18 protein-coding genes are annotated in these 24343 nt (G+C 42.4%); 12 read left to right on the forward strand and 6 right to left on the reverse strand.

What is annotated here, in order from left to right:
• Positions 1 to 88: 88 nt before the first annotated feature.
• Positions 89 to 2263, reverse strand: a complete 2175-nt coding sequence (locus QM629_RS12590; RefSeq protein ID WP_415160230.1) for a hypothetical protein — start codon at positions 2261 to 2263, stop codon at positions 89 to 91.
• 492 nt (positions 2264 to 2755) lie between these two features.
• Entirely contained in the window at positions 2756 to 3925 is a 1170-nt protein-coding gene (locus QM629_RS12595; RefSeq protein ID WP_415160231.1) for a sigma-54-dependent transcriptional regulator, read from the reverse strand.
• 80 nt (positions 3926 to 4005) lie between these two features.
• Between QM629_RS12595 and QM629_RS12600 the strand changes: the two genes are divergently transcribed.
• On the forward strand, positions 4006 to 4896 hold the full coding sequence (locus QM629_RS12600; protein ID WP_415160232.1) for an SMP-30/gluconolactonase/LRE family protein: 891 nt from the start codon (positions 4006 to 4008) through the stop codon (positions 4894 to 4896).
• Between the two features lie 132 nt (positions 4897 to 5028).
• Here QM629_RS12600 and QM629_RS12605 read toward each other — a convergent pair whose 3' ends face one another.
• Positions 5029 to 6051 (reverse strand): isoaspartyl peptidase/L-asparaginase family protein, encoded by a 1023-nt coding sequence (locus QM629_RS12605; RefSeq protein WP_415160233.1) that lies wholly within the window; start codon positions 6049 to 6051, stop codon positions 5029 to 5031.
• A 127-nt stretch (positions 6052 to 6178) separates the two neighbouring features.
• Here QM629_RS12605 and QM629_RS12610 point away from each other — a divergent pair, with 127 nt between their 5' ends.
• From QM629_RS12610 to QM629_RS12625, 4 genes are read left to right on the forward strand one after another with little or no spacing between them, the layout of a single operon-like run.
• A complete protein-coding gene (locus QM629_RS12610) occupies positions 6179 to 8329 on the forward strand; it encodes a heavy metal translocating P-type ATPase (protein WP_415160234.1) in 2151 nt (716 codons plus the stop codon).
• A 27-nt stretch (positions 8330 to 8356) separates the two neighbouring features.
• On the forward strand, positions 8357 to 8578 hold the full coding sequence (locus QM629_RS12615) for a hypothetical protein (protein WP_415160235.1): 222 nt from the start codon (positions 8357 to 8359) through the stop codon (positions 8576 to 8578).
• Positions 8565 to 8831, forward strand: coding sequence for a type II toxin-antitoxin system YafQ family toxin (locus QM629_RS12620; protein ID WP_415160236.1), 267 nt, complete (start codon positions 8565 to 8567; stop codon positions 8829 to 8831). The genes QM629_RS12615 and QM629_RS12620 overlap by 14 nt, the downstream gene beginning before the upstream one ends.
• 5 nt (positions 8832 to 8836) lie before the next feature.
• On the forward strand, positions 8837 to 10744 hold the full coding sequence (locus tag QM629_RS12625) for an ATP-dependent DNA helicase RecQ (protein WP_415160237.1): 1908 nt from the start codon (positions 8837 to 8839) through the stop codon (positions 10742 to 10744).
• An 87-nt stretch (positions 10745 to 10831) separates the two neighbouring features.
• On the opposite strand, the gene QM629_RS12630 is transcribed toward QM629_RS12625, so the two are convergent.
• Positions 10832 to 13015 (reverse strand): hypothetical protein, encoded by a 2184-nt coding sequence (locus QM629_RS12630; protein ID WP_415160238.1) that lies wholly within the window; start codon positions 13013 to 13015, stop codon positions 10832 to 10834.
• Positions 13016 to 13182: 167 nt separating this feature from the next.
• Between QM629_RS12630 and QM629_RS12635 the strand changes: the two genes are divergently transcribed.
• Together QM629_RS12635 and QM629_RS12640 are read left to right on the forward strand one after the other, a co-directional pair.
• Positions 13183 to 13881 carry a response regulator transcription factor gene (locus QM629_RS12635; protein WP_415160239.1) on the forward strand — a complete coding sequence of 233 codons (699 nt, stop codon included), beginning with the start codon at positions 13183 to 13185 and terminating at the stop codon, positions 13879 to 13881.
• A 61-nt stretch (positions 13882 to 13942) separates the two neighbouring features.
• The gene (locus QM629_RS12640; protein ID WP_415160240.1) at positions 13943 to 14986 is read left to right on the forward strand and encodes a sensor histidine kinase; all 1044 of its coding nucleotides are present in this window, start codon (positions 13943 to 13945) and stop codon (positions 14984 to 14986) included.
• A gap of 576 nt (positions 14987 to 15562) precedes the next feature.
• Here the strand turns inward: QM629_RS12640 and QM629_RS12645 are convergent.
• Positions 15563 to 18025, reverse strand: coding sequence for a bifunctional UDP-N-acetylmuramoyl-tripeptide:D-alanyl-D-alanine ligase/alanine racemase (locus QM629_RS12645; protein WP_415160241.1), 2463 nt, complete (start codon positions 18023 to 18025; stop codon positions 15563 to 15565).
• A gap of 204 nt (positions 18026 to 18229) precedes the next feature.
• Here QM629_RS12645 and QM629_RS12650 point away from each other — a divergent pair, with 204 nt between their 5' ends.
• Together QM629_RS12650 and QM629_RS12655 are read left to right on the forward strand one after the other, a co-directional pair.
• Positions 18230 to 18613: a hypothetical protein gene (locus tag QM629_RS12650; protein WP_415160242.1), complete on the forward strand. Its 384-nt coding sequence runs from the start codon at positions 18230 to 18232 to the stop codon at positions 18611 to 18613.
• A gap of 249 nt (positions 18614 to 18862) precedes the next feature.
• Complete coding sequence (locus QM629_RS12655) at positions 18863 to 19300, forward strand: hypothetical protein (RefSeq protein ID WP_415160243.1); 438 nt, start codon at positions 18863 to 18865, stop codon at positions 19298 to 19300.
• A 98-nt stretch (positions 19301 to 19398) separates the two neighbouring features.
• On the opposite strand, the gene QM629_RS12660 is transcribed toward QM629_RS12655, so the two are convergent.
• The gene (locus tag QM629_RS12660) at positions 19399 to 22194 is read right to left on the reverse strand and encodes an FAD-binding and (Fe-S)-binding domain-containing protein (RefSeq protein WP_415160244.1); all 2796 of its coding nucleotides are present in this window, start codon (positions 22192 to 22194) and stop codon (positions 19399 to 19401) included.
• Positions 22195 to 22343: 149 nt separating this feature from the next.
• Between QM629_RS12660 and QM629_RS12665 the strand changes: the two genes are divergently transcribed.
• The 3 genes from QM629_RS12665 to QM629_RS12675 all read left to right on the forward strand — a co-directional run.
• Positions 22344 to 23066, forward strand: a complete 723-nt coding sequence (locus QM629_RS12665; RefSeq protein WP_415160245.1) for a hypothetical protein — start codon at positions 22344 to 22346, stop codon at positions 23064 to 23066.
• A gap of 161 nt (positions 23067 to 23227) precedes the next feature.
• Entirely contained in the window at positions 23228 to 23986 is a 759-nt protein-coding gene (locus QM629_RS12670; RefSeq protein WP_415160246.1) for a DUF3108 domain-containing protein, read from the forward strand.
• A gap of 121 nt (positions 23987 to 24107) precedes the next feature.
• On the forward strand, positions 24108 to 24343 hold a 236-nt coding region (locus QM629_RS12675; RefSeq protein WP_415160247.1), incomplete at its 3' end, for a PD-(D/E)XK nuclease family transposase.

The raw sequence follows: 24343 nt of genomic DNA on the forward strand, positions 1-24343 counted from the left end.
ATTATTGATGTGCGTTCTTTGCCAGACGGTATCCGTAAGAGTTTTTGCTAAACACTGCTTCGTAGTACTCAAAAAGATAAACCAAATCCTACTTAATTACTTCCTCATAATAAACCGGCATTCCATCCACCTTTATACCTTCCACTACGATGCGCCATTGCCTGGCTAAGCTGTTATTCTCAAAATCCAGATTCAACTGTCTGCGGTTTGCATCCATTATAACGCCCGGCTCCCAATATAGGGTCTTGCGCCTGTCAACAGAATCCTTTTTTTGCGTATCAAAGCTGGTTTGTCCAAAAGGTATGTAACTGTTATAGCCCGTTATTGCTTTTCCCCAATTATGGGCAAGGCGCTCTTTTAAGGTGGGATCCTTATATTTTTTGCTGTAAATCAGTAATATACTCCCTGTCTTGCCACTTGTTATGGAGGTTCCATGTCCTGGAATATATTTAACAAAGGCAATCTGGGGTAATTGTAAATCATCAACCCCTTCAACACTCATTTCAACCTCATCAAGAAAAACTTTATCAGCTTTTCCTGTTTTAGTTATCGGATTATAACCATAATTCGGCACTTTGCCCAACAATAAATCCCATATTGTTGCGCCGCCCATATAAAGCGCTGGATCTCCGTCAAAATTCACATCATACCCATTGGGATATCTATTCTGCATCATATCCGACATATAGATTGCCCGCACAGAATCTCCCTTTGTTCTCCATTTTTGGGTCTTGACTTCTACTGTTGGCAATAAATGATGGCTACCGGAAGTATCTTTGTAGGCCGCCAAATTGAGAGGAAGCGTAACCTGGCGTGTTACTGCTGCTGGCTCACTTTCACTTTCCACTGCCTCTACCTTCCATTTGCCGGAAAAAGGATATTGTAAAAAAGCAGGAGGAGATAGAGTATCTAATTCCAAAGCAAGGTTTTCCTGCCCTTTTGCCAGCGCCACATAACAGGAATCAAACAACAAAAAACTGCTGTCCCGGAAACAGCCTTTTTCATCCAAAGGCAGTTTTACAGGCTGATACCGGCCTCCCGTTTTTACAATCAGGCTTACTTCCTTCGGCAACTTCTTCCCTGTTATTTTGCCCGACAAACAGAAATAAGCTGTGTCTGTGGTATTAATATTTTTTAAGGTGTTTAATGGTGAAGAACATAACATGATATTGTCTGTTGCCATCAATGAAGCAGGGTCTTTTTGATGGAGCAGGCTGTCCGGCACATCTTTGCCTAACAGCAGCCAGCCCTGCATATTGCTGCTGCATTCAGGCAATACAGCATCAGCCACAGCAACAGACAATAAAGCCATTGTTGAATCCCGGTAATTTAACCGCCACGACTTTTGGCCGGAGTTGGAATTACTGTCATTATAGGTTAAGGTAAATACATTGCCGGGAGTTTCCTTCCCCGGAATATATACCAGCCTGGAAGCCTGTAATTGTCCTTTATTGTTATATACAGTAATCAGCAACTCTCCTTTTGGCAGGTTTTGGGTTGGGATTTCAATAAAACCACTATCCCGGTTTTTTAAACTGAAAGTTGACTGATAGGCAACATCACCATTCATTATGCCTGTTAACTGCCAGTCAGCCACAGGAAGGCCTTTGCTTCTTCGCAGCATAACGGCTATCGAATTAGGATATGGCGTTACTTGTAGAGCTATACCTTTTTCCTGAACAAGAGGTAAATCAATGCCCTCTATCCCGTTAACCGGCAATGCAATGTGGTAGCTTTTATTGTTCTCGGGAATGAAGCTGAAATTACCATATTCCTTTCCTGAGGTATTAATTTTTGTTACCGTATCATTGTTTGAAGAAACCAGCAGCATTTCCATAGCCGGGGAACCTGCTATATGGTAACCAACACGATTGATAATACCTGCTATGAGCATACCGCCTTCAGGGTAAACTTTAAGCTGAAAAGGTTGTATTATTTCATGGCCCAGCAACGGAAATTCCTGGTGAAAAGCCAGGCTGCTGTCTGACTGTATTAAGCTGGATGTATAGGCCAGCACTTTAAAGCTTCCACCTTCATATAGTTCCGGGATAGCCCACTGGCCAGCGGCTGTGCCATTCACAACCAGATAAACCTGGTGGGCCAGTAATTTATCATTATCCCCAAACCAGTCCACATACAGATTTTTTGAAGTAACGGCCGGTAATCCGTTTTGCAAAACATAACCCTGGAAATGTACTGTGTCGCCTGCTGAATAAATATTGTTATCTAACTGCAGGTAAATATGCTGCTGCAGGGCAATCAAATTGTTTGAATAATTTGATTGGATGATTTGGCTTTTGCAAAGGATTGACTCATGGAACAGAACTATTATCAGAAAAATATTTCTATGCATTACCACTAATTACTTATTTCATGATCGGTAGTTAAAATCATCTTCTTTAGATTAAAAGTTTTATCCAGGGGCCATAGAAATAAACCCTGTCGGCAATTTCCAATATTCAATTTTGGAGTTGAGTTAAGAAATAGAACAATCAAACTATTTTCAGATATATTGTATTTTTCCATCTCTGTGGTGAATTTTTTATGAGTATCCAAATAAGCTAAGTATTGGGAATTGCTTATCCGGCCTTCTTTTCCGTCTGCATGTATGCAGGATGAGCTTTTAAATATACGGCCCACTTTTACCCCTTTTCAGCCCTTCTCACGGGTAAACACCATAGAGCCGTCTGCCATGGCATAAATCACTTCATCCTTTTTGCAGGGCGTTAATAGTTAAGACATTGCCTCAAACTACTCAGATAAGCACATAGCTGGTAACATCGCTTTCTGTAATGGTTTTGCCGGATAAGATAACCAGCCTTTCCACCACATTGCGCAGCTCACGTATATTGCCCGTCCAGCTATGGCGCTGCAAAGCAACAACGGCCTTCGCATCAATTTCTTTTTTTGCCTGGCCATACTCTTCTGCAATGTCTTTAAGAAATTTATCTATCAGCAACGGGATATCACTCTTGCGTTCATTAAGCGAAGGCACATGAATGAGTATAACATTCAAACGATGATACAGATCTATACGGAAGTTTTTTTCTTCCACTTCTTTCAAAAGGTCTTTATTGGTGGCGGCAATTACCCGCACATCCACATTAATTTCCTTATCGCCGCCTACGCGGGTAATCTTGCCTTCCTGCAATGCCCGCAGCACTTTAGCCTGCGCGGGCAAACTCATATCGCCTACTTCATCCAGAAACAAGGTGCCGCCATTGGCCAGTTCAAACTTGCCGATGCGTTGTTTTATGGCAGAGGTAAATGAACCTTTTTCATGGCCGAACAATTCACTTTCTATCAGTTCAGAAGGTATGGCCGCGCAGTTCACTTCAATTAAACTCTGATCTGCCCTTTTACTTTTCGCATGCAGCCATTTGGCAACCATTTCCTTACCTGCGCCGTTCTCGCCGGTTATTAAAACCCGCGCATCGGTTGGCGCCACTTTTTCAATCGTGTCTTTAATTTTTTTCATGCCATCGCTTTCACCGATCATATCCTGCACGCCGGTTACTTTTTTGCGCAGCACTTTGGCTTCTTTGCTCAGCGAATTTTTATCAAGCCCATTGCGGATGGTTATCAGCAACCGGTTAAGATCAGGTGGTTTGGCAATATAATCGTAAGCGCCTTTCTTTACAGCATCCACTGCGGTTTCAATCGTGCCATGTCCGCTGATCATGATCACAGGCACGTCGGGGTTTATTTCAGCCGCCTTCACTAAAAATTCAAGCCCATCAATTTTAGGCATCTTAATATCGCACAACACAACATCATACGCTCTATCAGTAAACATCTTCAGGCCTTCTTCGCCATCAACCGCCTCATCAATCTTAAAACCTTCGTAAGAAAGAATTTCATTCAGGGTTTTTCTTATGGAGCGCTCATCATCAATAATTAAGATATTGCCGGAAATTTTTGCCATAATTATCTTTTATAGTAGAACGCGGCAAGGTAATAAACAGGTTTCAAAAAGAAGTTACTAATTTCAAAACTTTAATTTTTATGACGAAAAGCATATCTCTGTTTTTATCCACGATTGTTTTTGCTATATCTGCAGGTGCTCAGGTAACAATGCCGGGAGCGAAACTCACTTTAATTGACAGCAGTTTTTCTTTTACAGAAGGCCCTGCCACTGATGAAGCGGGTAATATATTTTTTACCGATCAGCCAAATGATGATATATGGCAGTATGATACAGATGGAAAGCTGTCATTGTTCATGCAGGGCGCAAAACGTTCCAACGGGATGTACTTTGATGCCAAAGGAAATTTAATAAGCTGCGCCGACGAAAACGATGAGCTCATTGCCATTGATAAGCATAAAAAAATTACCGTTTTGGTAAATAATTATAAAGGCCATATTCTAAATGGCCCGAATGATGTTTGGGTGAACAGGCTTACGGGCGGCATATACATTACAGACCCTTATTACCAGCGCAATTACTGGAGCCGCACAAAGCCTGATGCTGCGTTGGGCGGTGAAAAATTATATTTTCTTCCGCCGGGTAAAAAAGAACTGATATTGGCTGACAGCACCGTTGTTAAACCCAATGGCATTACCGGCACTGCCGACGGAAATTATTTATATGTGGCCGATATGGGCGTGGGTAAAACTTTTCGGTATCATATAAATGCTGACGGCTTATTAAGCAATAAAACATTGTTTGCCAACGAAGCATCGGACGGAATGACGATTGATGCAAAAGGCAATATTTATTTAACCGGCAAGGGTGTGAATATTTACAACAGCGCCGGTGAGAAAATTGAACATATTGATGTGCCTGAAAACTGGACAGCCAATGTTTGCTTTGGCGGAAGGGATAAGAACATCTTATTTATTACCGCATCTAAATCAGTTTATATTATAGAGATGCAGGTGAAGGGAATTGAGTAAAGGGCATGCCATAGCAGTATATAGTATATGCCAGGTAATTTTTGGTTAACATCATTTGTACTGCTTTCAGTTGCGCCGGATTAGTTTTACAAAACATTCGGCTGCAATTAAAACCACATTGCACAATGCGCTTTATTTATAAATCTCCACGCCTGTTTCGCCATCCGATTTTACATAGCCCCGGTACATACCATCCGTATCAAAGCTCATTACAATATTGCCCTCTTTGTCTATGCCTATTAAACCACCGTCGCCGCCAAGCGCAGGCAGTTTCTTCATAATCATTTCATCGGCTGCATCTTTTAAACTCTGATGCGCAAATTCCATCCTGTCGCTAATGGTTTTGGCCATCACCAACCGAATAAAAAACTCACCCCAGCCTGTACAGCTTATGGCACAGGTATTGTTATCAGCATACGTGCCGGCGCCAATTACAGGCGAATCGCCTATCCTTCCAAAGCGTTTGTTTGTCATGCCGCCGGTGCTTGTGGCAGCAGCAAGGTTACCATATATATCCAGGGCAACAGCGCCCACTGTTCCATATTTATAATCATAGTTGCCAGGTTGCCGTAACAATGTGTGGGTTGAATCTTTATGCAGGGCTTTTAAGGAATCTTCCCGCCTTGCTGCCAGCAAGCCACTCCATCTTGAAGCTGTAAAAAAATAAGAAGGGTCAACAACCGTGCATCCATTGGCCGCAGCAAATTCTTCCGCGCCTTTGCCTGCCATCATCACATGCTCGCTTTTATCCATTACCGCACGTGCAGCCGTAATGGGATTTTTAATATTCGTAACACCCGCAACAGCGCCGGCTTTCAATGTTTTTCCATCCATGATGGAGGCATCCAATTCATTCTTTCCCGCATTGGTAAATACAGCGCCTTTGCCTGCGTTGAATAAAGAATCATCTTCCAGGATCTTTATAGCGGCTTCAACTGCATCTAAGGCAGCGCCACCGTTTTTTAAAACAGCATTGCCTGCATTCAGGGCATTTTGCAGGCCTTGCTTATACAATGCTTCTCTCTCAGGCGTCATGGAAGATTGAAGAATGGTGCCGGCGCCACCGTGTATCACCAGCACATATTTTTTGGCAGGCTGTGCCATTAACGATATTGTAAAAGCAAGTGAGAGCAGCAGGTAAATGGTTCTTTTCATACCGGCAAATTACTCGTTTTAAACAATAAACGATTGAAAATGCAACATGGTTGATTTTATATTTTTCATAAAGAAAAAACGGCTGGGTAATTTTGCAAATACATAAGCGCTTATATAAAATTTCTGTATGGAATCAGTAAACATGAAGGTTAAAGGAATGAGCTGCACCAATTGCGCTTTATCCATCAATAAATACCTGGAAAAAGAAGGCCTGAAAAATATAAAAGTGAATTTCATAGGCGGCGATGTAAGCTTTGATAAAGATGCCAGCATCCCCAAAGAAAAAATAAGGCGGGGCATAGAGCGGCTTGGCTATGAGGTAGTGCCTGAGCAACATCACCATCATGATATGCCTGAAGGCCATGATCACATGCATGCGCATCAAAGCAAATCAAAAAAACTGCTCGGCAACAATTTTCAACGCTTTATTTTCTGCCTTGTATTTGCCGCTCCTTTATTCCTGCACATGCTTGGTGTGCATATATCTTTTTTAATGAACCCGTATGTACAACTGGGCTTAACGCTGCCGGTATTTATTGCCGGCATGATGTATTTTGGTAAAAGCGGCATAAGAAGCCTGCTGGGCGGCGTGCCGAATATGGATGTGCTGGTTTCAATAGGCTCCATTGCATCATTTGCTTACAGCTTATATGGAACTGTTACCAGCCAGCCTGAACAGTTTATGTTCTATGAAACCACGGCCACCATCATCACCCTGGTATTTATGGGCAACTGGCTGGAAGATAAATCTGTTCAAACAACCCAGTCGGCCTTAAAGAAATTAGCCATTACGCAAAAAACAATGGCCAATAAAATTGTATATGATGAAAAGCAGCAGGAACAAACCATACAAATAGAAAATACCAAACTTAAAGTAGGCGATATGGTTTTAATAAAAACGGGTGAGCCTGTGCCGATGGATGCCGTGATTATCTGGGGCGAAGCCAGTATAAACGAGGCATTGCTTACAGGCGAAAGCGTGCCTGTTGAAAAAAAACCGGACGATAAACTCATAGGCGGCAGCACGGTGGAAAACGGAACGGTGAAAGCAAAAGTTACAGCTATTGGCGAAGACACTGTATTGAGCAATATACTAAAAATGGTACGCAATGCACAAACAGAAAAGCCACCGGTACAACAGCTTGCCGACAAAATAAGCGCCGTGTTTGTACCGGTTGTTTTAAGCATTGCGGTTATTACATTTTTAGCCAACTATTTTTCAGGAGATCATACTGCAAGCGCAAGCCTGTTGAGAAGCATTGCGGTGTTGGTTATTGCCTGTCCGTGTGCAATGGGGCTGGCCACGCCGGCTGCTATTGCCGTAGGCCTGGGCAGGGCCGCACGCAGCGGCGTATTATTTAAAAATGCAAGAAGCCTGGAAGTGTTTAATAATATACGCCAGGTAATATTTGACAAGACCGGCACCTTAACCACCGGCCGGTTTACCATAACCGGTTATATGTTCTTTATTGACGAAGAGCAGGGCAGGCGCATAGCTTATTCGCTTGAAAAATTTTCCAATCATCCCATTGCTAAAAGCATAAGCGCTGCATGGCAAAGACCCGATGAAATAAAATGGAGCCATATTGATGAAGTGAAAGGGCTGGGCATGCAGGCTACCGGGCTTAATGGCAGCACCTATATTGCCGGCTCTTATAACGCAGCCAAACATTTAACGGATGATGCATCGCACAATGTTTACATCATCCGCAATAATGAATGGATAGGATGGGTGGATGTAGCGGATGAAATAAGGCCGGAAGCGGGAGATGTGATTGCAATGCTGCATGCAAAAAACATCAAAACCATTTTATTAAGCGGCGACAGGAAAGATAAAACCGAGGCAGTGGCAACACAGCTGGGCATTGATGAAGCAATTGCCGAACAAACGCCGGAACAAAAATCAGGATGGGTGGCTAAGCTGAATGCAATTGCGCCTACAGCCATGGTGGGCGATGGCATTAATGATGCCCCTGCCCTGGCGAAGGCGGCCGTTGGCATTTCATTGAGCGATGCTTCGCATATTGCCGTGCAAAGCGCACAGGTGGTTTTAATGAATAACGGCCTGAAAAACCTGCCGCTTTCCTTAGGCCTGGGCAAGCATACTTATATTACTATCAAACAAAATTTATTCTGGGCATTTTTGTATAATGTTGTTGCCATCCCGGTGGCTGCACTGGGCTTCTTAACGCCAACATTTGGTGCATTGGTAATGGGCTTAAGCGATGTGGTGCTGGCCATAAACTCTGTAAGGCTGAACTGGAAGAAAGTGGTGTGAATGGTGTAATTTTAAAAAAATTTAAGCATGCTCACTGATTTTGCAAAAGAATTACATAACCTTTCTGACAAAGAGATAGAACAATATGAACTCGCATTAAAAAAAGAAAAAGCTTCAAGAAGAATAAATGAAATACTTGAAGCTGCTAAGGAGGCGCGAAAAGAGCACGATGAAGGAAAAACCTATGTGGCATCAACACCTGAAGAAATTATTCAGTGGTTTAAAGATGTAATGGATGAAGAAAGTTGAATTTTCAATTCCATTCAAAAAGGCATTTAAAAAAGCTGTATCAAAAAATTCAGATATAGCTTTTACAGTAATGCAAAAGCTCTTCATAATATCGCAGGATATAAATCATCCTTCTCTTAAATTACATAAGTTAAAAGGCGCCTTGCACAAGTACTATGCTATTTCAATAGAATATGATTTACGGGTTATTCTTGAAATAGAGGCTGATAAAATAATACTGATTGATATTGGCCCACACGATGAAGTTTATTAACAAGCATGCCTTCTCCCCTGTCCATACTCCGGCAATACTGGCGCTATGAATCTTTCCGGCCGCAACAGGAAGCCATCATTCAATCTGTTTTAAACAAAAAAGATACGATCGTTTTGTTGCCCACCGGCGGTGGCAAATCAGTATGTTACCAGGTTCCGGCACTAATACATGAAGGCTTATGCCTTGTAATAAGCCCGCTGATAGCCTTAATGAAAGACCAGGTTGCCAGCCTCGGGCAAAAAGGCATTCCCGCATTTGCCCTGCATGGAGGCTTAACTTTTTACGAGGTGAAGCAGGCTTTGCAAAACGCTGCTCATGGCGACTATAAACTCCTGTATGTTTCGCCGGAACGCTTGCAAAGCAGGCTGTTTAAAGAATTTCTCCCATCATTAAATATTAACCTCATTGCGATTGATGAAGCGCATTGTATATCGCAATGGGGTTATGATTTCCGGCCGCCCTATTTGCAAATTGCGGCGTTAAGAGATTTGGTACAGGCGCCGTTGCTTGCCTTAACCGCCTCGGCCACGCCCATTGTATTAGATGATATAAAAGCCAAACTGCAATTAAAAGATGCGGTGGTATTCAGGCAATCGTTTTTGCGTTCAAATCTTTCTTATTCTGTATTTAAGGCTGACAGTAAAATAAACAAAGCCATTGAAATTTTAAGCAATGTAAAAGGCAGCAGCATCGTGTACTGCAGGAGCCGGAAGCTCACAAAGAAAATCACGGAGCTGCTGCACCTTCAGCATATCAATGCAGATTTTTACCATGCAGGCTTAACGCTTGAAGCGCGCAGTGAAAAACAGGAAGCCTGGCTGCATAATAAAACGCGCGTAATGGTTTGCACCAATGCTTTTGGAATGGGTATTGACAAGCCTGACGTAAGAACCGTAATTCATTATGATGCGCCACACTGCCTGGAAAGCTATTACCAGGAAGCCGGGCGTGCGGGCCGCGATGGCAAAAAAGCATATACCGTTTTATTGTATAATGCGGAAGATGAAAAGGAACTGAAACGCCTGCCGGAACTGCATTTTCCGCCTATAAAAGAAATTAAAAGGATTTATCAATGCCTGGCTGATTATTTGCAAATACCGGTTGGCATAGGCGAAGGCAACTACTACAGCTTTAACCTGAACGAATTTATTAAAAACTTTAAGCTTGATGTAGTTGCCGCTATGAGCACTTTAAAGATGCTGGAGCAGGAAGGATATATCAGCTTTAATGAAACGGTTTTTATTGCTTCCACAGTTGAATTCACTGCGCCAAAAGCATTGTTGTTTGATTTTGAAAATGCGCATCCCCGGTTAGAGCCTGTTATTAAATGTTTGCTTAGAACGTATGAAGGCATTTATGACAACAAGGTCTCCATCAGCGAAAAACTGATCAGCCGTTTAACCAAAACTTCTCCGGATGAGGTAAAGCAGAAATTGCTGCAGCTTCAGGCTTTTCATATAATTGATTACACACTGCAAAAAGATACGCCGCAAATCTATTTCATCACAAACCGAGCCCCGGCGCAATATCTTGTCATCAATCATGAAAGATACCGCCGGCGTAAGGCTGATTTTACAAAGCGCATGGAAACTATGCTGCGCTTTATGCAGGAAACATTGGTTTGCCGCAGCAGGTTCATTGGAAATTATTTTGGCGATAATGAAATAAGCGATTGCGGCATTTGCGATAATTGCCTGAAAAGAAAATCGACGGCATTAAGCCGGGAAGCATTCAGCACAATTAAAGAGGCGATATTAAGCAGGGCCGCCGGCAAAAGCGCCAATGTTCAAAATATATTGGATGAATACAAGCACATCAAAAAAGAAAACCTGTGGCTTGTGCTTAATTACCTGCAAAGCGAAAAGATGATCATAATCACTTCTGACGGGAATATAACCCGTGCAAAACCTTAATTCATTTTTCCTCTTTCTTTAACCCATGAAGGCAAAGTGAATTGCTACGTTACAGAAAGTAATTGTGCAGGCTGAAAACAGAAGGCATTAATTCTCTTCGTTCATCTGTTCTTTCTGGTAAGCCATTATAAATACGGCGCCGAGGTTTCTGTAAGGTGGCACATAATCATTAAACAGGTCTCCATGATTAAACAATGCGCCAAAGCGTTTCCACATAGAAGGCCAGTCAAGATTTTTCCCCTGCCTTAATTCATCTATTATCGTGTTGATCATTGGCTGGTTTATATTACCGGCGCCTGTTTGTTTTGATGAAATAATCTGTGCCGTAGGGCAAATTTGCAGCACCTTATTCAAATTCTGGTAAGCGCCGCAACTGCCCAGCATAACGAGCCTGGCAGAATCACTTAACTGGTCTAATGTGGAAGGCAGCCAGTAACTATGCCCCCGGTGAATAACCATGGTGGGGTTCAGATCCCTGTCATACAAGTACTGGTTTAAGGCAGATTGCGCTTCTGCATCAAGGCCCAGCTTTTCATCCAAAGGCTTGTTTGAATATATGCTCACGGGAACGCCTTTGGTTGATGTTATGGTTACCCACTGGTTATTGGATTGAATTTTCCAGTTTGCATTTCTAAAGCTGTTTACAAATAAAGGGAAGTAGGTTTTACCGTCTTCGTCTCCATAAAAGAACTGTTGAATAATTATTCTGCCGCTATCATCACGCATATCTTTATTCGGCATAAAATAAATGGGAGGAATACCCAATTTTTCCGACAGGTTAATGTGATTGGATGAATCAATAGAAAGAAACAGCGTATTTAAAATATTATAAATGTTCTCCGCTTTTGTATTGACGTTTTGCTTAGACTGTTCCAGGTTGTATTGCACCTGGCTTAACACAAGACCCTGTATAGCTTTGTCATCAATGCTCGCATACGAATCGGCCACGTCAACTGCATCTTCCAGCGTAGGCGATTTTTCAAGGCCGTTCACAAATGCTTTCATTAATATCTGGGCATTGCCCTTATCCATTCTTTTTAAAAAATCATCCAGCGTATTATAATTGGCAGCCATTTTAATCCATTTCCTGAAGTGGTCAAACCTTACCCTCAGCAAAAGGCTGTCGCCGCCTTTATTTGTTTTCATTTCCTTCCATATAAACGGGTAAACGCCGTGCGTATAGCTGCTGGTATAAATTTCATCTTCCGTCATTACAGCGAGATAATACAATTCTTCCGGCGTAAGGTTGGCTATCTTCTTAAAGCGCACGTTATCCGGCGATTCATGCAGGCCGTTAATCACATTTACATATACTTCTTTGGCTTTATCGGTAAGCTTGCCTTGCAAAGCAATCATGGAAATGGGTGTATCGCGCCGGCGCACCCTGTCGGCATAATCAATCTCCGTTTTTACCAGCAATGCATAATATTTCGCATCATCTTTCAATGCTGTTTCCACCTGTTCAAAGCTTATTTTATTTTTTGAAAGGTTATCCAGAAAAGGAAAAAACATGCGGCCTGTGGGCATTTTGGCAATGCGGGATATAAGCTGAACAAGGCTGTCCGGGTTGCTCCTTATGCGCTCTGCAAATTTATTATAGGCGCCGGCATACGTATAAAGATCATCCGGCCTTGTATGCGCTGCCACTACTATTAAGCTGTCGGCATACACAAAATCGGGGTTGCCGCTAAGCACCGTCATCATGCGCTCCGGATGTTCGCTGCACACTTTCAGCGTTAAAAAATCTTTCGAATCATTCAAGCCTTCATTATCATTAAAAGCATAAGAGTTTACAAGAATATCGCCGGCGTCATAACTATGTTTTTTTATTTCAGGAAAAATGGAGCTTTTCTTTTGGTCAAGCTCCATGCAATTCTTATAGCCGGAAACAACTTCAAGTAAAACAGGCGATTTAACTGTTTGATACCTGAACCCGGCGTAAAACCGCCTCAGGGCTTCATTCAGCCCGCGCAGGTACCGTATCTTATCGTTATTATCAGCAATTTTGCTGGCTTCTATTTCATCCTGCAGCGCATCAACCTGTGCAGTTAATGCATCATTTAAGCGGTTATTCAGATCATCATTATCAGATGGCTTAAAAGAGTCGTCATCTTTCTTTCCGTCAAGTTTTTTTATCAGTTTCTGCGTGCTGTCTATTTTTTCATGAAAATAAACACGCACCAATGGAATATCTGGTTTGGCAGCAGACTGCGCCATGGTAAAACCCTGGAAAACAAAAGCAAAAGCCAATAGCGGGTAAGCTTTTTTCATTTCTAGCATATTCATTTTCATATCTCAAAACAGCAGCAGTATATAACTGCAAAAGATAAACCGTGCAAAAATATGACTAATATTATGCCATACCCTTAACAATAAGATAATAATATGAATGTGGCAGGTTTTTGGCAGCAGGTTATTTTTGTGTAAATTTTATGTTAATGAGCCCAAAAGATAAAATTATATTGATAGCAGATGATGAACCGGATATTCTTGAGATAATCTCTTACAACCTTACAAAAGAAGGTTATACCGTGTATGCAGCAAAGGATGGAAATGATGCCCTGGAAAAAGCGAAGCTTATAAACCCCGATCTCTTTATACTGGATATTATGATGCCCTATAAGAATGGGATTGAAGTTTGCCGGGCACTGCGCTCACAGCCTAAATTTAAAGAAGCTCCTATTATTCTGTTAACGGCGTTAAGCGATGAAACTTCCCATATTAAAGGGCTTGATTCCGGCGCTGATGATTTTATAACCAAGCCGGTAAGCCCCAAGATATTATTAAGCAGGGTAAATGCCCTGTTCAGGCGCACGCAGGGCGAGGAAAGCAATGTGATAGCAGCCGGTAATATTACAATTGACCCTTCCAAATATACCGTTGCCGTAAATGGCAGTTCGGTAGTGCTGGCAAAAAAAGAGTTTGAATTATTGCACCTGCTTGCAACCAAGCCGGGCCGTGTTTTCCTGCGAAACGAAATACTGGAACAGGTGTGGGGCAATGAAGTAATTGTGGGCGACAGAACCATTGATGTGCACATTAGAAAAATACGGCAAAAGATAGGCGTTAATTGCATAAGCACTATAAAAGGCGTAGGTTATAAATTTGAATACGAGCCCGAGCACAGCTTAAGCTAACTTTAAATAAAGGAATGCCCGGCCCTTTATCCATCTTATATTCGGGCAGAAAAGGGGATGCATGTTCAATACAAAAAATCTATCGCCGGATAAACTCTCTTTATTCACGGCCGTTTGCCTGGCAGTTCCTGTAAGCATTGCATTTTATATCATTAGCTTTAACTGGATAGATGCTTTAATTGCTTTGGCTATTATATTTATGCTGGCTTTCTTCCTCATCCGTTTTGTTTTAAACAAATTTATTTACAGGAAAATAAAAGTGATCTATAAATACATTTACCAAACAAAAGCCAATAAGCGCGAAGAGATTTACCAGAAATATATTTTGCCCAAGAAAAGTATCGAAGAAGTGAACAACGATGTTGAAAAATGGGCAGAGCAGCAGGCCGCTGTAATTGATGATTTGAAGAACAATGAACGCTACCGCCGCGAGTTTCTCCAGAACCTTGCCCATGAAATAAAAACCCCCATCTTCGCTATACAGGGTTATGTTGACACCCTGCTGGGCGGGGCGATGGAAAATCCTGCCATAGCAAAAAAATTTCTTGAAAACACATCCCGCAATGTTACCCGCATGGTTGACCTCGTGCACGACCTTGATGAGATAACCCGGCTTGAAAGCGGCGAACAATTACTGCACAAAAAGAAATTTGTGATGCAGGAAGTGATACGCGAAGTATTTGAAACGCTTTCAAAAAAAGCAGCTGAAAAAAATATTCATTGCAGCATAAAAAAAGGTTGCGAACAACCGGTGGAAGTGTTTGCCGATAAGGAGAAAATATCCCGCGTTTTAATTAATCTTGTTGACAATGCCATTAAATATGGCAAAACCGACGGGCATGTAACTGCCGGTATTTATAATACGGATGAGAAGCATATTCTAATTGAAATTTCCGACAATGGCATTGGCATAGCCGGGCGGCACCTGTCAAGGGTTTTTGAACGCTTTTACCGCACAGATACCGGCCGCAGCCGTAATGCCGGCGGCACAGGCCTGGGCCTTGCCATTTGCAAGCATATTATAGAAGCGCATAACCAGAGCATTCATGTGCGCAGCAAGGAAAATGTGGGCACTACAACCGGGTTTACACTGGATAAAAGATAGGCCCTCACCCTCGTTCTACCCCGAAGGATCGGGGCAAGTTCTCCACAAGCGGAGAGGGATGCCTCATACGAAGCGGTTTATTTTATGCTAACAGTGGCGCCCTGAAACTTTATACAGGTTTATTTATTTGTAAGCAGTTGCCTAAAATATAATTTTCAATACGCCCGGCATGTCCTCATATATTAGAAGTCACGCATAAAACACAACAACGGCATCGTCATGCCCGGCCTGACCGAGCATCTCATACTCGGCAGGTACCGGTTTTTATACGCTTATGCTGTATTGCACACAACCCGGCTACGAGATTCCCCCGCTGTGGAACGAAGGCATAGTTCCTTTATATTTTTTAGCATTATGCAAAATCCCGGTTATCATTTTCAAACAATTTCTAAAAGGCTGTTTAAAATTTAATCCTTTACAGGGTTTTAGCGATTTTTCGCACAGAGCAAAGGAGTACACAAAGCAATGAAGCGACTCTGCCGGCTCTGCGTTCTCCGTGCGAAAAAATTTAAACAGCCTCAAAGAGTTTAAAGCCTGCGCTTTTGCGAATCTCCGGGAGATGCAGCACACCGATATTCATTCTTCAATATACACCCTTTTCACTCTTCCGCTTATGCCCGTTAATATTTCATAAGCAATGGTGCCACAGCTTTTTGCCACTTCGCTTACGCTGATGTGGCTGCCAAAAATTTCCGCCTCGTCCCCTTCTTCCACATCATTAATATGGGTTACATCAACCATCGCCATATCCATGGCAACCAAGCCCACAACGGGCGCCGGCTTCCCCTTAATAAAAACTTTGCCAACACCGTTGCTTAAAGCGCGTCGAAAACCATCTGCATAACCAATGCGCAATGTGGCTATAATGGCATCTTCCTGTATTTTACCGCGGCGGTTATATCCCACCGTATCGCCTGATCGCAGTTTTCTTAATTGCGCAATGGTTGTTTTAAGCGTTACAGCCTGCTGCAGGCTGAGTACATGGCTGTTGCTGCTGTCAATACCATACAGGCCAATGCCAAGGCGTATCATATCAAGCTGCAATTGCGGCAAGCGAATGCTTGCCGCCGAGTTGGAAATATGTTTAAGGAAGGGATAATGCAGTGCGGCTTCCAGCCTGCCGCATGCCGCTTCCAGCTTTTCAGCCTGCCTGAAACTGAATGCATCTTCAGCCGCATCTTCGCCTGCCACTAAGTGGCTGAACACAGACTTTACCGCAAGGCGGTTGCCCGCTTTTAACATACCAATCAATTCATCTGTTTCATCTTCACCAAAACCAAGGCGGTGCATGCCGGTATCAATTTTAATATGAACAGGATAATACTGCAAGCCCTGCTTATTGAGAAAAGCATCAAAGCTTTTGAGAATGCTGATTGAATATATCTCCGGCTCCAGGTTGTATTGGATAACCTGTTCAAACGCTTCTTCATCCACATTCATAATCATGATGGGCAGGCGAATGTTTGCCCGGCGCAGTTCAACACCTTCATCGGCATAAGCAACAGCGAGATAATCTGCTTTATGATATTGCAATACATTCGCAATTTCGGCGCTGCCGCTGCCATAACCGGACGCTTTCACCATGGCCATTATCTTAACGCCGGGCTTCAGCAATTTCCTGTATTCATTCAGATTGTGAACAATAGAGGTAAGGTTTATTTCCATTACCGTTCTGTGCACTTTCTGCTGAAGCGCAGCTGCAATATTTTCAAAACCAAACCGTCTGGCGCCTTTAAGCAATATAACCTGGCTGCGGAAAAAACTGGTGGAATACCTGTCGAGAAAATCATTGGTGGAAGCATAATAATAACTATCCTTAACCACCTCTTTCAAAGAAGAGAAATATGTTTTCCATTGTTCACCAATTACAATAACGCTGTTGATGTTCCTTGCCTTCAGCATAAAAATTATTTCCGTGTATGCGCCATTACCGTCGCCCGGCACATCTGAAAGGATTACGGTTCTATGTGTGAACTGGTTTTGCTGCTGCACAAAATCGAGCGCCACGGCAAACGAAGCAATATCAAAATTGTAACTGTCATTAATTAAGGCGCAGTTATTAATGGCAGGAATTAACTGCAGCCGCATATCAACGGGCTGCAATGCCTGCAGGCGCTCATTAATTTCTTCTGCAGGAATATTCAGGTACAGCAAAACGGCAATGCAGGTTTCAGCGTTTTGAACAGAAGCCTCATCTGTAAAGGGTATGTTGAATTGATGAATAACATTATCATACCTTAATTCCACAGCCACATGATCTTCGTGTGCACAGCGCGAAAATATTTGAATGGCATTGTTATCATTATTGCCCCAGGCAATAATATTGGCCACTGAGCTTTTGTGAATTGTTTCTACAATTGATGCATGATCTCCATTTGTAATAACCGTTGCGCAATTTTTAAACAGCCTGCACTTCTCTTCAGTTTTCTGTTCAGCGGAAATAAAATTCTCGCTGTGCGCACTGCCGATATTGGTAAGAATGCCAATGGTTGGCTGAATGATATTTTCCAGTTTTTCCATTTCGCCCGGCATGGAAATACCGGCTTCAAAAATGGCCAGGCTGTTACCGGCATTCATTTGCCAAACGCTTAATGCCACGCCAAGCTGGGAATTATAGCTGCGGGGGCTTCTCACAATATTATAATCAGCAGACAGCAACTGGTACAGCCATTCTTTTACAATTGTTTTTCCATTGCTGCCCGTTATGGCAACTACCGGATAATTAAATTGCCTGCGATGATAAGCAGCCAGTGCCTGCAGCGCCGTTAATGTGTTATCTGTAAAAATAAAATTGGCATTTGCAAATGCGGCGGTATCAAAATGATGGCGGCGCACAACAAAATTCCGAACGCCGCGGTCATACATTTCCCTAATGTAATTATGCCCGTCTCTTCTTTGCGTTACGATGGCAAAAAATAAAGTGGTGGATGGAAAAATAAGCCGGCGGCTGTCAGTTAACAGTTGCTCAATAATATGGCTGTTATCTGCGATGCCTGCATCCGTATTCAGTATTGAAACAATTTTATTGATGGTGTACATACACTTCTTTGAAAGCGCTACATAATATTTATTGAAATAAAATCACTCATTCGGGCTATCATTACCAGGCCATTTTCTAACTGCAGCATACAGGTGTTTTAATATGCTGCAACCATTCTGAAAAAGCTAAGGTAAGATGAATACAGAACGCGGACGATGGTTTAACATCAGGCATAGCTTCAGTACCTTACCATAATCTTCAGTATGTTACTGCATGTTTATTTAAAAACAAATAATGACTCCATAACGGAGCGGGCAGAGCGGTATCAAAAAACCATGCAGCAAATAAACAAGGCATACAGGGGAACCATTTATTTCCAGGTCAGCTCAAGCTACAGGCCGCAGGCGCTTACAGACTGTATGAATGCTTTAAGAGATACGGGTTTTATAGTGCCTGCTGCTGAAACCATAGATAAACCTTTTAAAAACATAGTGAAATATTTTCACGGTACCGATTCAGCTATTGCAAAAGAAGTACAGGACGTGTGCAGGAAGTATTATCCGCAGGATTCACTGGCACTGCAAAAAGTCCGTCTTAAAAGCAACAAAGTATCCCCGGGAACCATTGAAGCGTGGATTAATAAATAACCCTTTTTTTATATTGTATCGCTATCAGTACATGTATTGTTTCAAAAGCGAACAGTTTCCAGGCCTCTGAAAAACAGCCGTGAAATCATTCACCAGCATTGATCATTTTTTCTAACCGGCCAGTTACATTTCCCGCCATTCATCAGCAGATTAACAACTATTAACTGAAACAGATACACGATTTGAAATATAGTTTGGCAAAACAATATTTCTTAACATCTGCCACAGGCAGAACAAAATTAAAAAACAATGAGAAGCATAATTTTAACAGCAACACTATTGTTTGCTTTAAGCGTTTCATCTTTTGCAAGCCCAAAAGCTATTGACACAAAATTATTTAACGACCTGTCAAACGCATTCAGAAAGTGCAGCCAGGTAAGCTGGGTAAGCAAAGCCACTTACAACCAGGCCAGCTTTAATTTTAAGAACCAGCAGGCGATGGTTTTTTACAGTAACGATAATGAACTGATAGGGTTCAGCATTCAAATTTCGAGGAATAACCTGCCGGAAGTGGTTGCAAATGCGCTAAAAGAAAAATACAGCAACTGGGCCGTTACTGATGCCATTATGTTTATTGACACTTACGGTTATGCCAGCTATTATGTACAGGTTGCAACCAGGGATGCATCACAGGTGCTCAAAATAAGCCCTAATGGCAGGTTGCATATTTATACAAAGGTGCGCTAATACTTGCCGGGCATAAGATGGGTTTACAAGCGGGGATAAAGTGCAGCCGGCTTATTCCCGCTTTTTTTATCATGCCGGTTCATTCCTGCCCGCTGATGTTATGATATGCACGCATCAGCAAGGTATAAAACAGATTCATAATTTTTCTTCACAGCTTCGCTCATAGCTATTTCACAGGTTTTGGTAGATGAGTAGTAACCGTCATATTCATGCCTGCCGATTTCTTCTGCTTCAGGCGCTGTTGCAGCAGCCGTAAGCTCGGGAAAAAGAAAACCACGGTCGCCGGCCATACCGCAGCAACCGGCATGCACAGGTACGTTCACTTCACTGGCAAATGCATTGGCCACATTTATAAACTTGTGGCGAATGCCCAGTTTTTCCAGCGCACAAACAGGATGCAATACAATTTTATTTTTCCGGGTAACCGGTAATACAGCAGGCAAAATATAATCGTGCAGATAATCCACACTGTCAATAATGGTAAGCTTATCATAACGCGCCCGGTTATTCTGTGTGAGCGCTCCGCGAATATGATGCAGCGTATAGGTGCAGGAACTTACATCCATTACAACGGGATATGCTCCTTCTTTGCTGTCAATCCATAAACGTTCAGCAATCTTGTTGGCCGTATAGCGGTAGGCCGGGTAAAAACCTTTGGATGAAAATATCTGGCCGCAGCAGGCGCCGGCAATATTGTTCAGCATAATTACATTGATGCCTGCTTTTTCTGATATGCTCATAAAGGTTTCCATTATGCTTTTCTTACCGCCTCCGCCTTTGCCCAGCACTCTTGATATGCATGCAGGAAAGTAAACAATTGTTTTTTCAGCATTGCTTTGCAGGCCGCTTGCATATAATGGTTTTAAAGATGGCGGGCTATCCAGGTAATCAGACCATAACGGCATGCCCGGAATGATCTTCTTAACCAGTTTTGTTATGCGGTGCATGGAATGTTTGCCGGCAATTTTATTAATGCCTTTGCCCGTTTGCAGGGCAAGCCGCACCCATCTTTCAACAAACCCAAAATGCTTTGCCACCCATAATGCAATTTTGTTTTGAAGCGCAGAATGATTTTCCCTTCTCAATCTTTTTACAAGATCGCCGGTATTAATATCAACGGGGCATGCTGTGGCGCACAAGCCATCCACCGCGCAGGTTTCAAGGCCATCGTAATCATATTCTTTAATAAGCTGTTTGTATGAGGCTTCATTGCTTTCCTTTAATTGCGCCAGTGCACGCCTGGCCACAATGCGCCTTCTTGGTGTCATCGTAAGGTCGCGGCTCGGGCATTTATGCTCGCAATAACCGCATTCAATGCATTTGTCCACTTCTTCTTCCACCGGAGGCAATGGCTTAAGGTTTTTAATGTGCACATCTTTATCCGCATTAATAATAACACCGGGATTCAATAAATTCTTTGGATCAGCCGCCGCCTTAATCCGCTTCATTATGGTATATGCTTCCCCGCCCCATTCTGTTTCCACAAAAGGCGCCATATTTCTGCCGGTGCCATGTTCAGCTTTCAATGCGCCATTATATTTCTTTACCACCAGCTCAACCACATCATGTATAAAACGGTTGTAGCGTTCCACTTCATCATTTGTATTAAAAGCCTGCGTAATTACAAAATGAATATTGCCATCTTTTGCATGGCCAAAAATGATGGCATTGTTATATTGATGCTGTTTAAACAAAGCCTGCAGGTCGAGAATGGCATCACCCAGTAAATGCAGGGGAAAAGCAACATCTTCCAGAATAACCGTGGTGCCGCTTGCCCTTACTGCGCCCACAGCCGGGAACAACCCCTTGCGTATCTTCCAGTAAAATTCCCTTTGCGCCGCATCTTTTGTAAAGGCCGGCTTATTTAAAAGAGAAAGATCTTTTGCCGTGTTTAAGAAGCCATCAACCCTGTTGTTCAGCAATGCCTCATCCACTTCCTGGAATTCTGCCAGCAAAGCAGCCACAGGCTCCGGCAATGTTTTAATTACAGGGTCAATGCCCTTTACATTTTCAACAGAGCGCAGTGAAGCCCTGTCCATCAGCTCCACCATTTCCGCCCCGGCAGCTATCAGCGGTTCAATAGCTTTGCAGGCTGCATATATATCGGTAAAATATAAAAGCGCCGTTGATTTATAAGGAAGATCAGGTATTGTTTTCATCACTGCTTCTGCAATAAAAGCCAGCGTGCCTTCTGCACCAATTAATAAATGAGCAAACATATCAAGCGGGCGCACATAATCCACCAGCGCATTCAGTGAATAACCAACCGTATTTTTTGTTTGATATTTCGATCGTATTTTATCCCGTAACGCAATTTTGTTTAAGATTTCATTCCGCAGGTTTGATAATTCGCCGGCAAGTGTTTTATTGTTTGTTATAAAGCGATCATAATCTGCTTCAACTTCGGTTGAATACATATTGCCATCGGGCAATATGAAGCGGATATATTTTGTGGTATGATAAGAATTAAACCGCACCCCGCAGCACATGCCGCTGGCATTGTTCGATAAAATGCCGCCCATCATGGCCGCCGATATGCTGGAAGGATCGGGGCCTATTTTGCAGGCGTGCTTTTTAAGATAAGTGTTCACCATAGCGCCGGTTATGCCCGGCTGAACCCTCACCCTTGCAGCCTGTTCTTCAATTGCCAGCTTGTTCCAGAACTTACTTAAATCAATTAAAATACCGTCGGTAATGCACTGGCCTGAAAGGCTTGTGCCGCCGGCCCGGAAAACCAACGGTATATTATATTGATGAGATAATGTAAAAAGCTGCTTCACTTCGTCTTCGTTTACAGGTTGTACCACCGCTTTTGGTATAAGCTGGTAAAAACCCGCATCGGAGGCATAGGTTATCACATCAATCAATCTGGTTTTAATTCGTTCTGCAGGCAAAATTTTATGCAATGATTCTAATAACACTTACCCTTATTTTATTTAAGAAATACTTTTGTAAAAATATGCTTCTGCATATAAACTTGGTGCAGGATATAAAAATCTGTTCTTATATTACAATTAATTAACCAGGCTATTTTAGCATTGAGATGAGCAATAGTTTACATTATATATCTGCACCGGAAGAAGGCTTTAAAAATGAGCTGTTCGATAAATTGCTGGCGGCCGGTTATTACCGCATGCAGCATCTTATGTTTACCTGCAATGAAACCATTATTAACAGCGATTATAAAACCATACCGGTATTCTGGCTGCGCACCGCAGTTCAAAACGCCGTATTAAAAAGCGCTGCCAAAAGCATTTTAAAAAAATGCGCCGGTTTTAAGGCCCGCATTCTGCCTGCCAGCGTGGATGATGAAACAGAAGCCCTGTATGCAGCATATAAAAAGCATGTTCGGTTTGAAGCTTCTGCTTCCTGTACCAGTTACCTGCACCAGCCGGAAGTGCCTGAGCCATTTGATGCTATGATGATAAAAGTGTTTGACGGAAATACATTGATTGCCGCCGGTTATTTTGACAAGGGCTATAAAGCCATTGCCGGCATTATGAATATGTATCACCCGAAGTACCATTCGTACAGCCTGGGAAAATTACTGATACTTCAAAAGCTGCAATATGCGCTTTCTGAAAATATGCAGTATTATTACACAGGTTATATAAGTACGGAAAGCACACGCTTTGATTATAAAACTTTTCCAGATCCTGAAGCAGTTGAGGTGCTGTTGCCGGTTGAGCAGGTCTGGACGCCTTATAATGCATTGGGAAAGCCTTTTCTTGAAGCCTATTATGCGCAGTTGCTGAGTGACCATTAATAATTTCCCGGATTAAAAAATTTTTAACAAACACTAACGTTACAATATGGCCGGAATGCCTGTCTTTAGGAGCGGCAATTTGCAATGTAAAAGTTAAACGATTGTTTAACTTTAGAAAAAATACGAACTTTGCCCTGCATATTTAAAGAATGGAGGTTGTAATGAAGAAATTTGGTTGTTTATGGATGCTTTTATGGATGGCGCCAGGCCTGCGGGCACAGAATTTTTCTTTTCAACCGGGTGAAAAAATAATATTTACCGTTTATTATACTGTGGCAGGCATTTATTTTAATGCAGGCACGGCTTCTTTTTCAGTAAACCGGGCAAACACATCCAATGCCAATATTTACCATTTGGTGGGTGTAGGGTCAACCAATTCAAAATACGATTGGATATTTAAAGTGCGCGACCGCTATGAAAGCTACCTTAATACAGACAATATGCAACCCGTAAAATTTGTGCGCAATGTGAGCGAAGGCAAATACAGGAAGTATGAAGAGGTTATTTTCAATCAGCACAATAATACGGCCACTACCAAAAAGGGAACTTATAATGTGCCCGAAAATGTTCAGGATGTGATCAGTTCCGTTTATCTCGCCAGGAATCTTGATTATTCAAAATACAAGCCGGGCGATAAGATCACTTTCAGCATGTTTTTTGGAAGCAATGTTTACAGCATGTATATAAAATACGTGGGTAAAGAAACGGTGAGCACCAATTACGGAAAATTTCAGACTATAAAACTGCAGCCTTTACTGCTTAAAGGCAATGCATTTAAAGGCGGCGAAGACATGACAGTTTGGGTTACAGACGACAGTAACCATTTACCGGTAAGAATTCAATCAAAGCTCACTGTGGGCAGCATTAAAGTTGACCTGTCACAGTATGAAAATCTTAAATATCCGCTGGTCATAAATTAAATTTCCGGCCAATATTTATAAGCAGCACCCTAATGGCAGACGCACTATTTCTGCCATTTTTTATTAGTTTATTCAGGCATGTTTTCTATAAAATCACCTCAGGAAGCAGTTAATTTTGCTTATGGCAAAAACACAAAAGAAGATTGCTGCGCCAATAGGCCGGTATATTGACCCGCTGACTGATTTTGGCTGGAAAAAATTATTTTCCTCAGAGCCAAGCAAAGACCTGCTGATAGCCTTCCTCAATGCGCTGTTCCGGGGGCGAAAAAACATTAGCGATATATACTACAACAAGAACGAGCATGTGGGGGATACAGAAGAAATGGGCGGCGTTATTTTCGACCTTACCTGTACAGC

Source organism: Parafilimonas sp. (assembly GCF_047606085.1).
In the GTDB taxonomy this organism is placed as follows: Bacteria; Bacteroidota; Bacteroidia; order Chitinophagales; family Chitinophagaceae; genus Parafilimonas.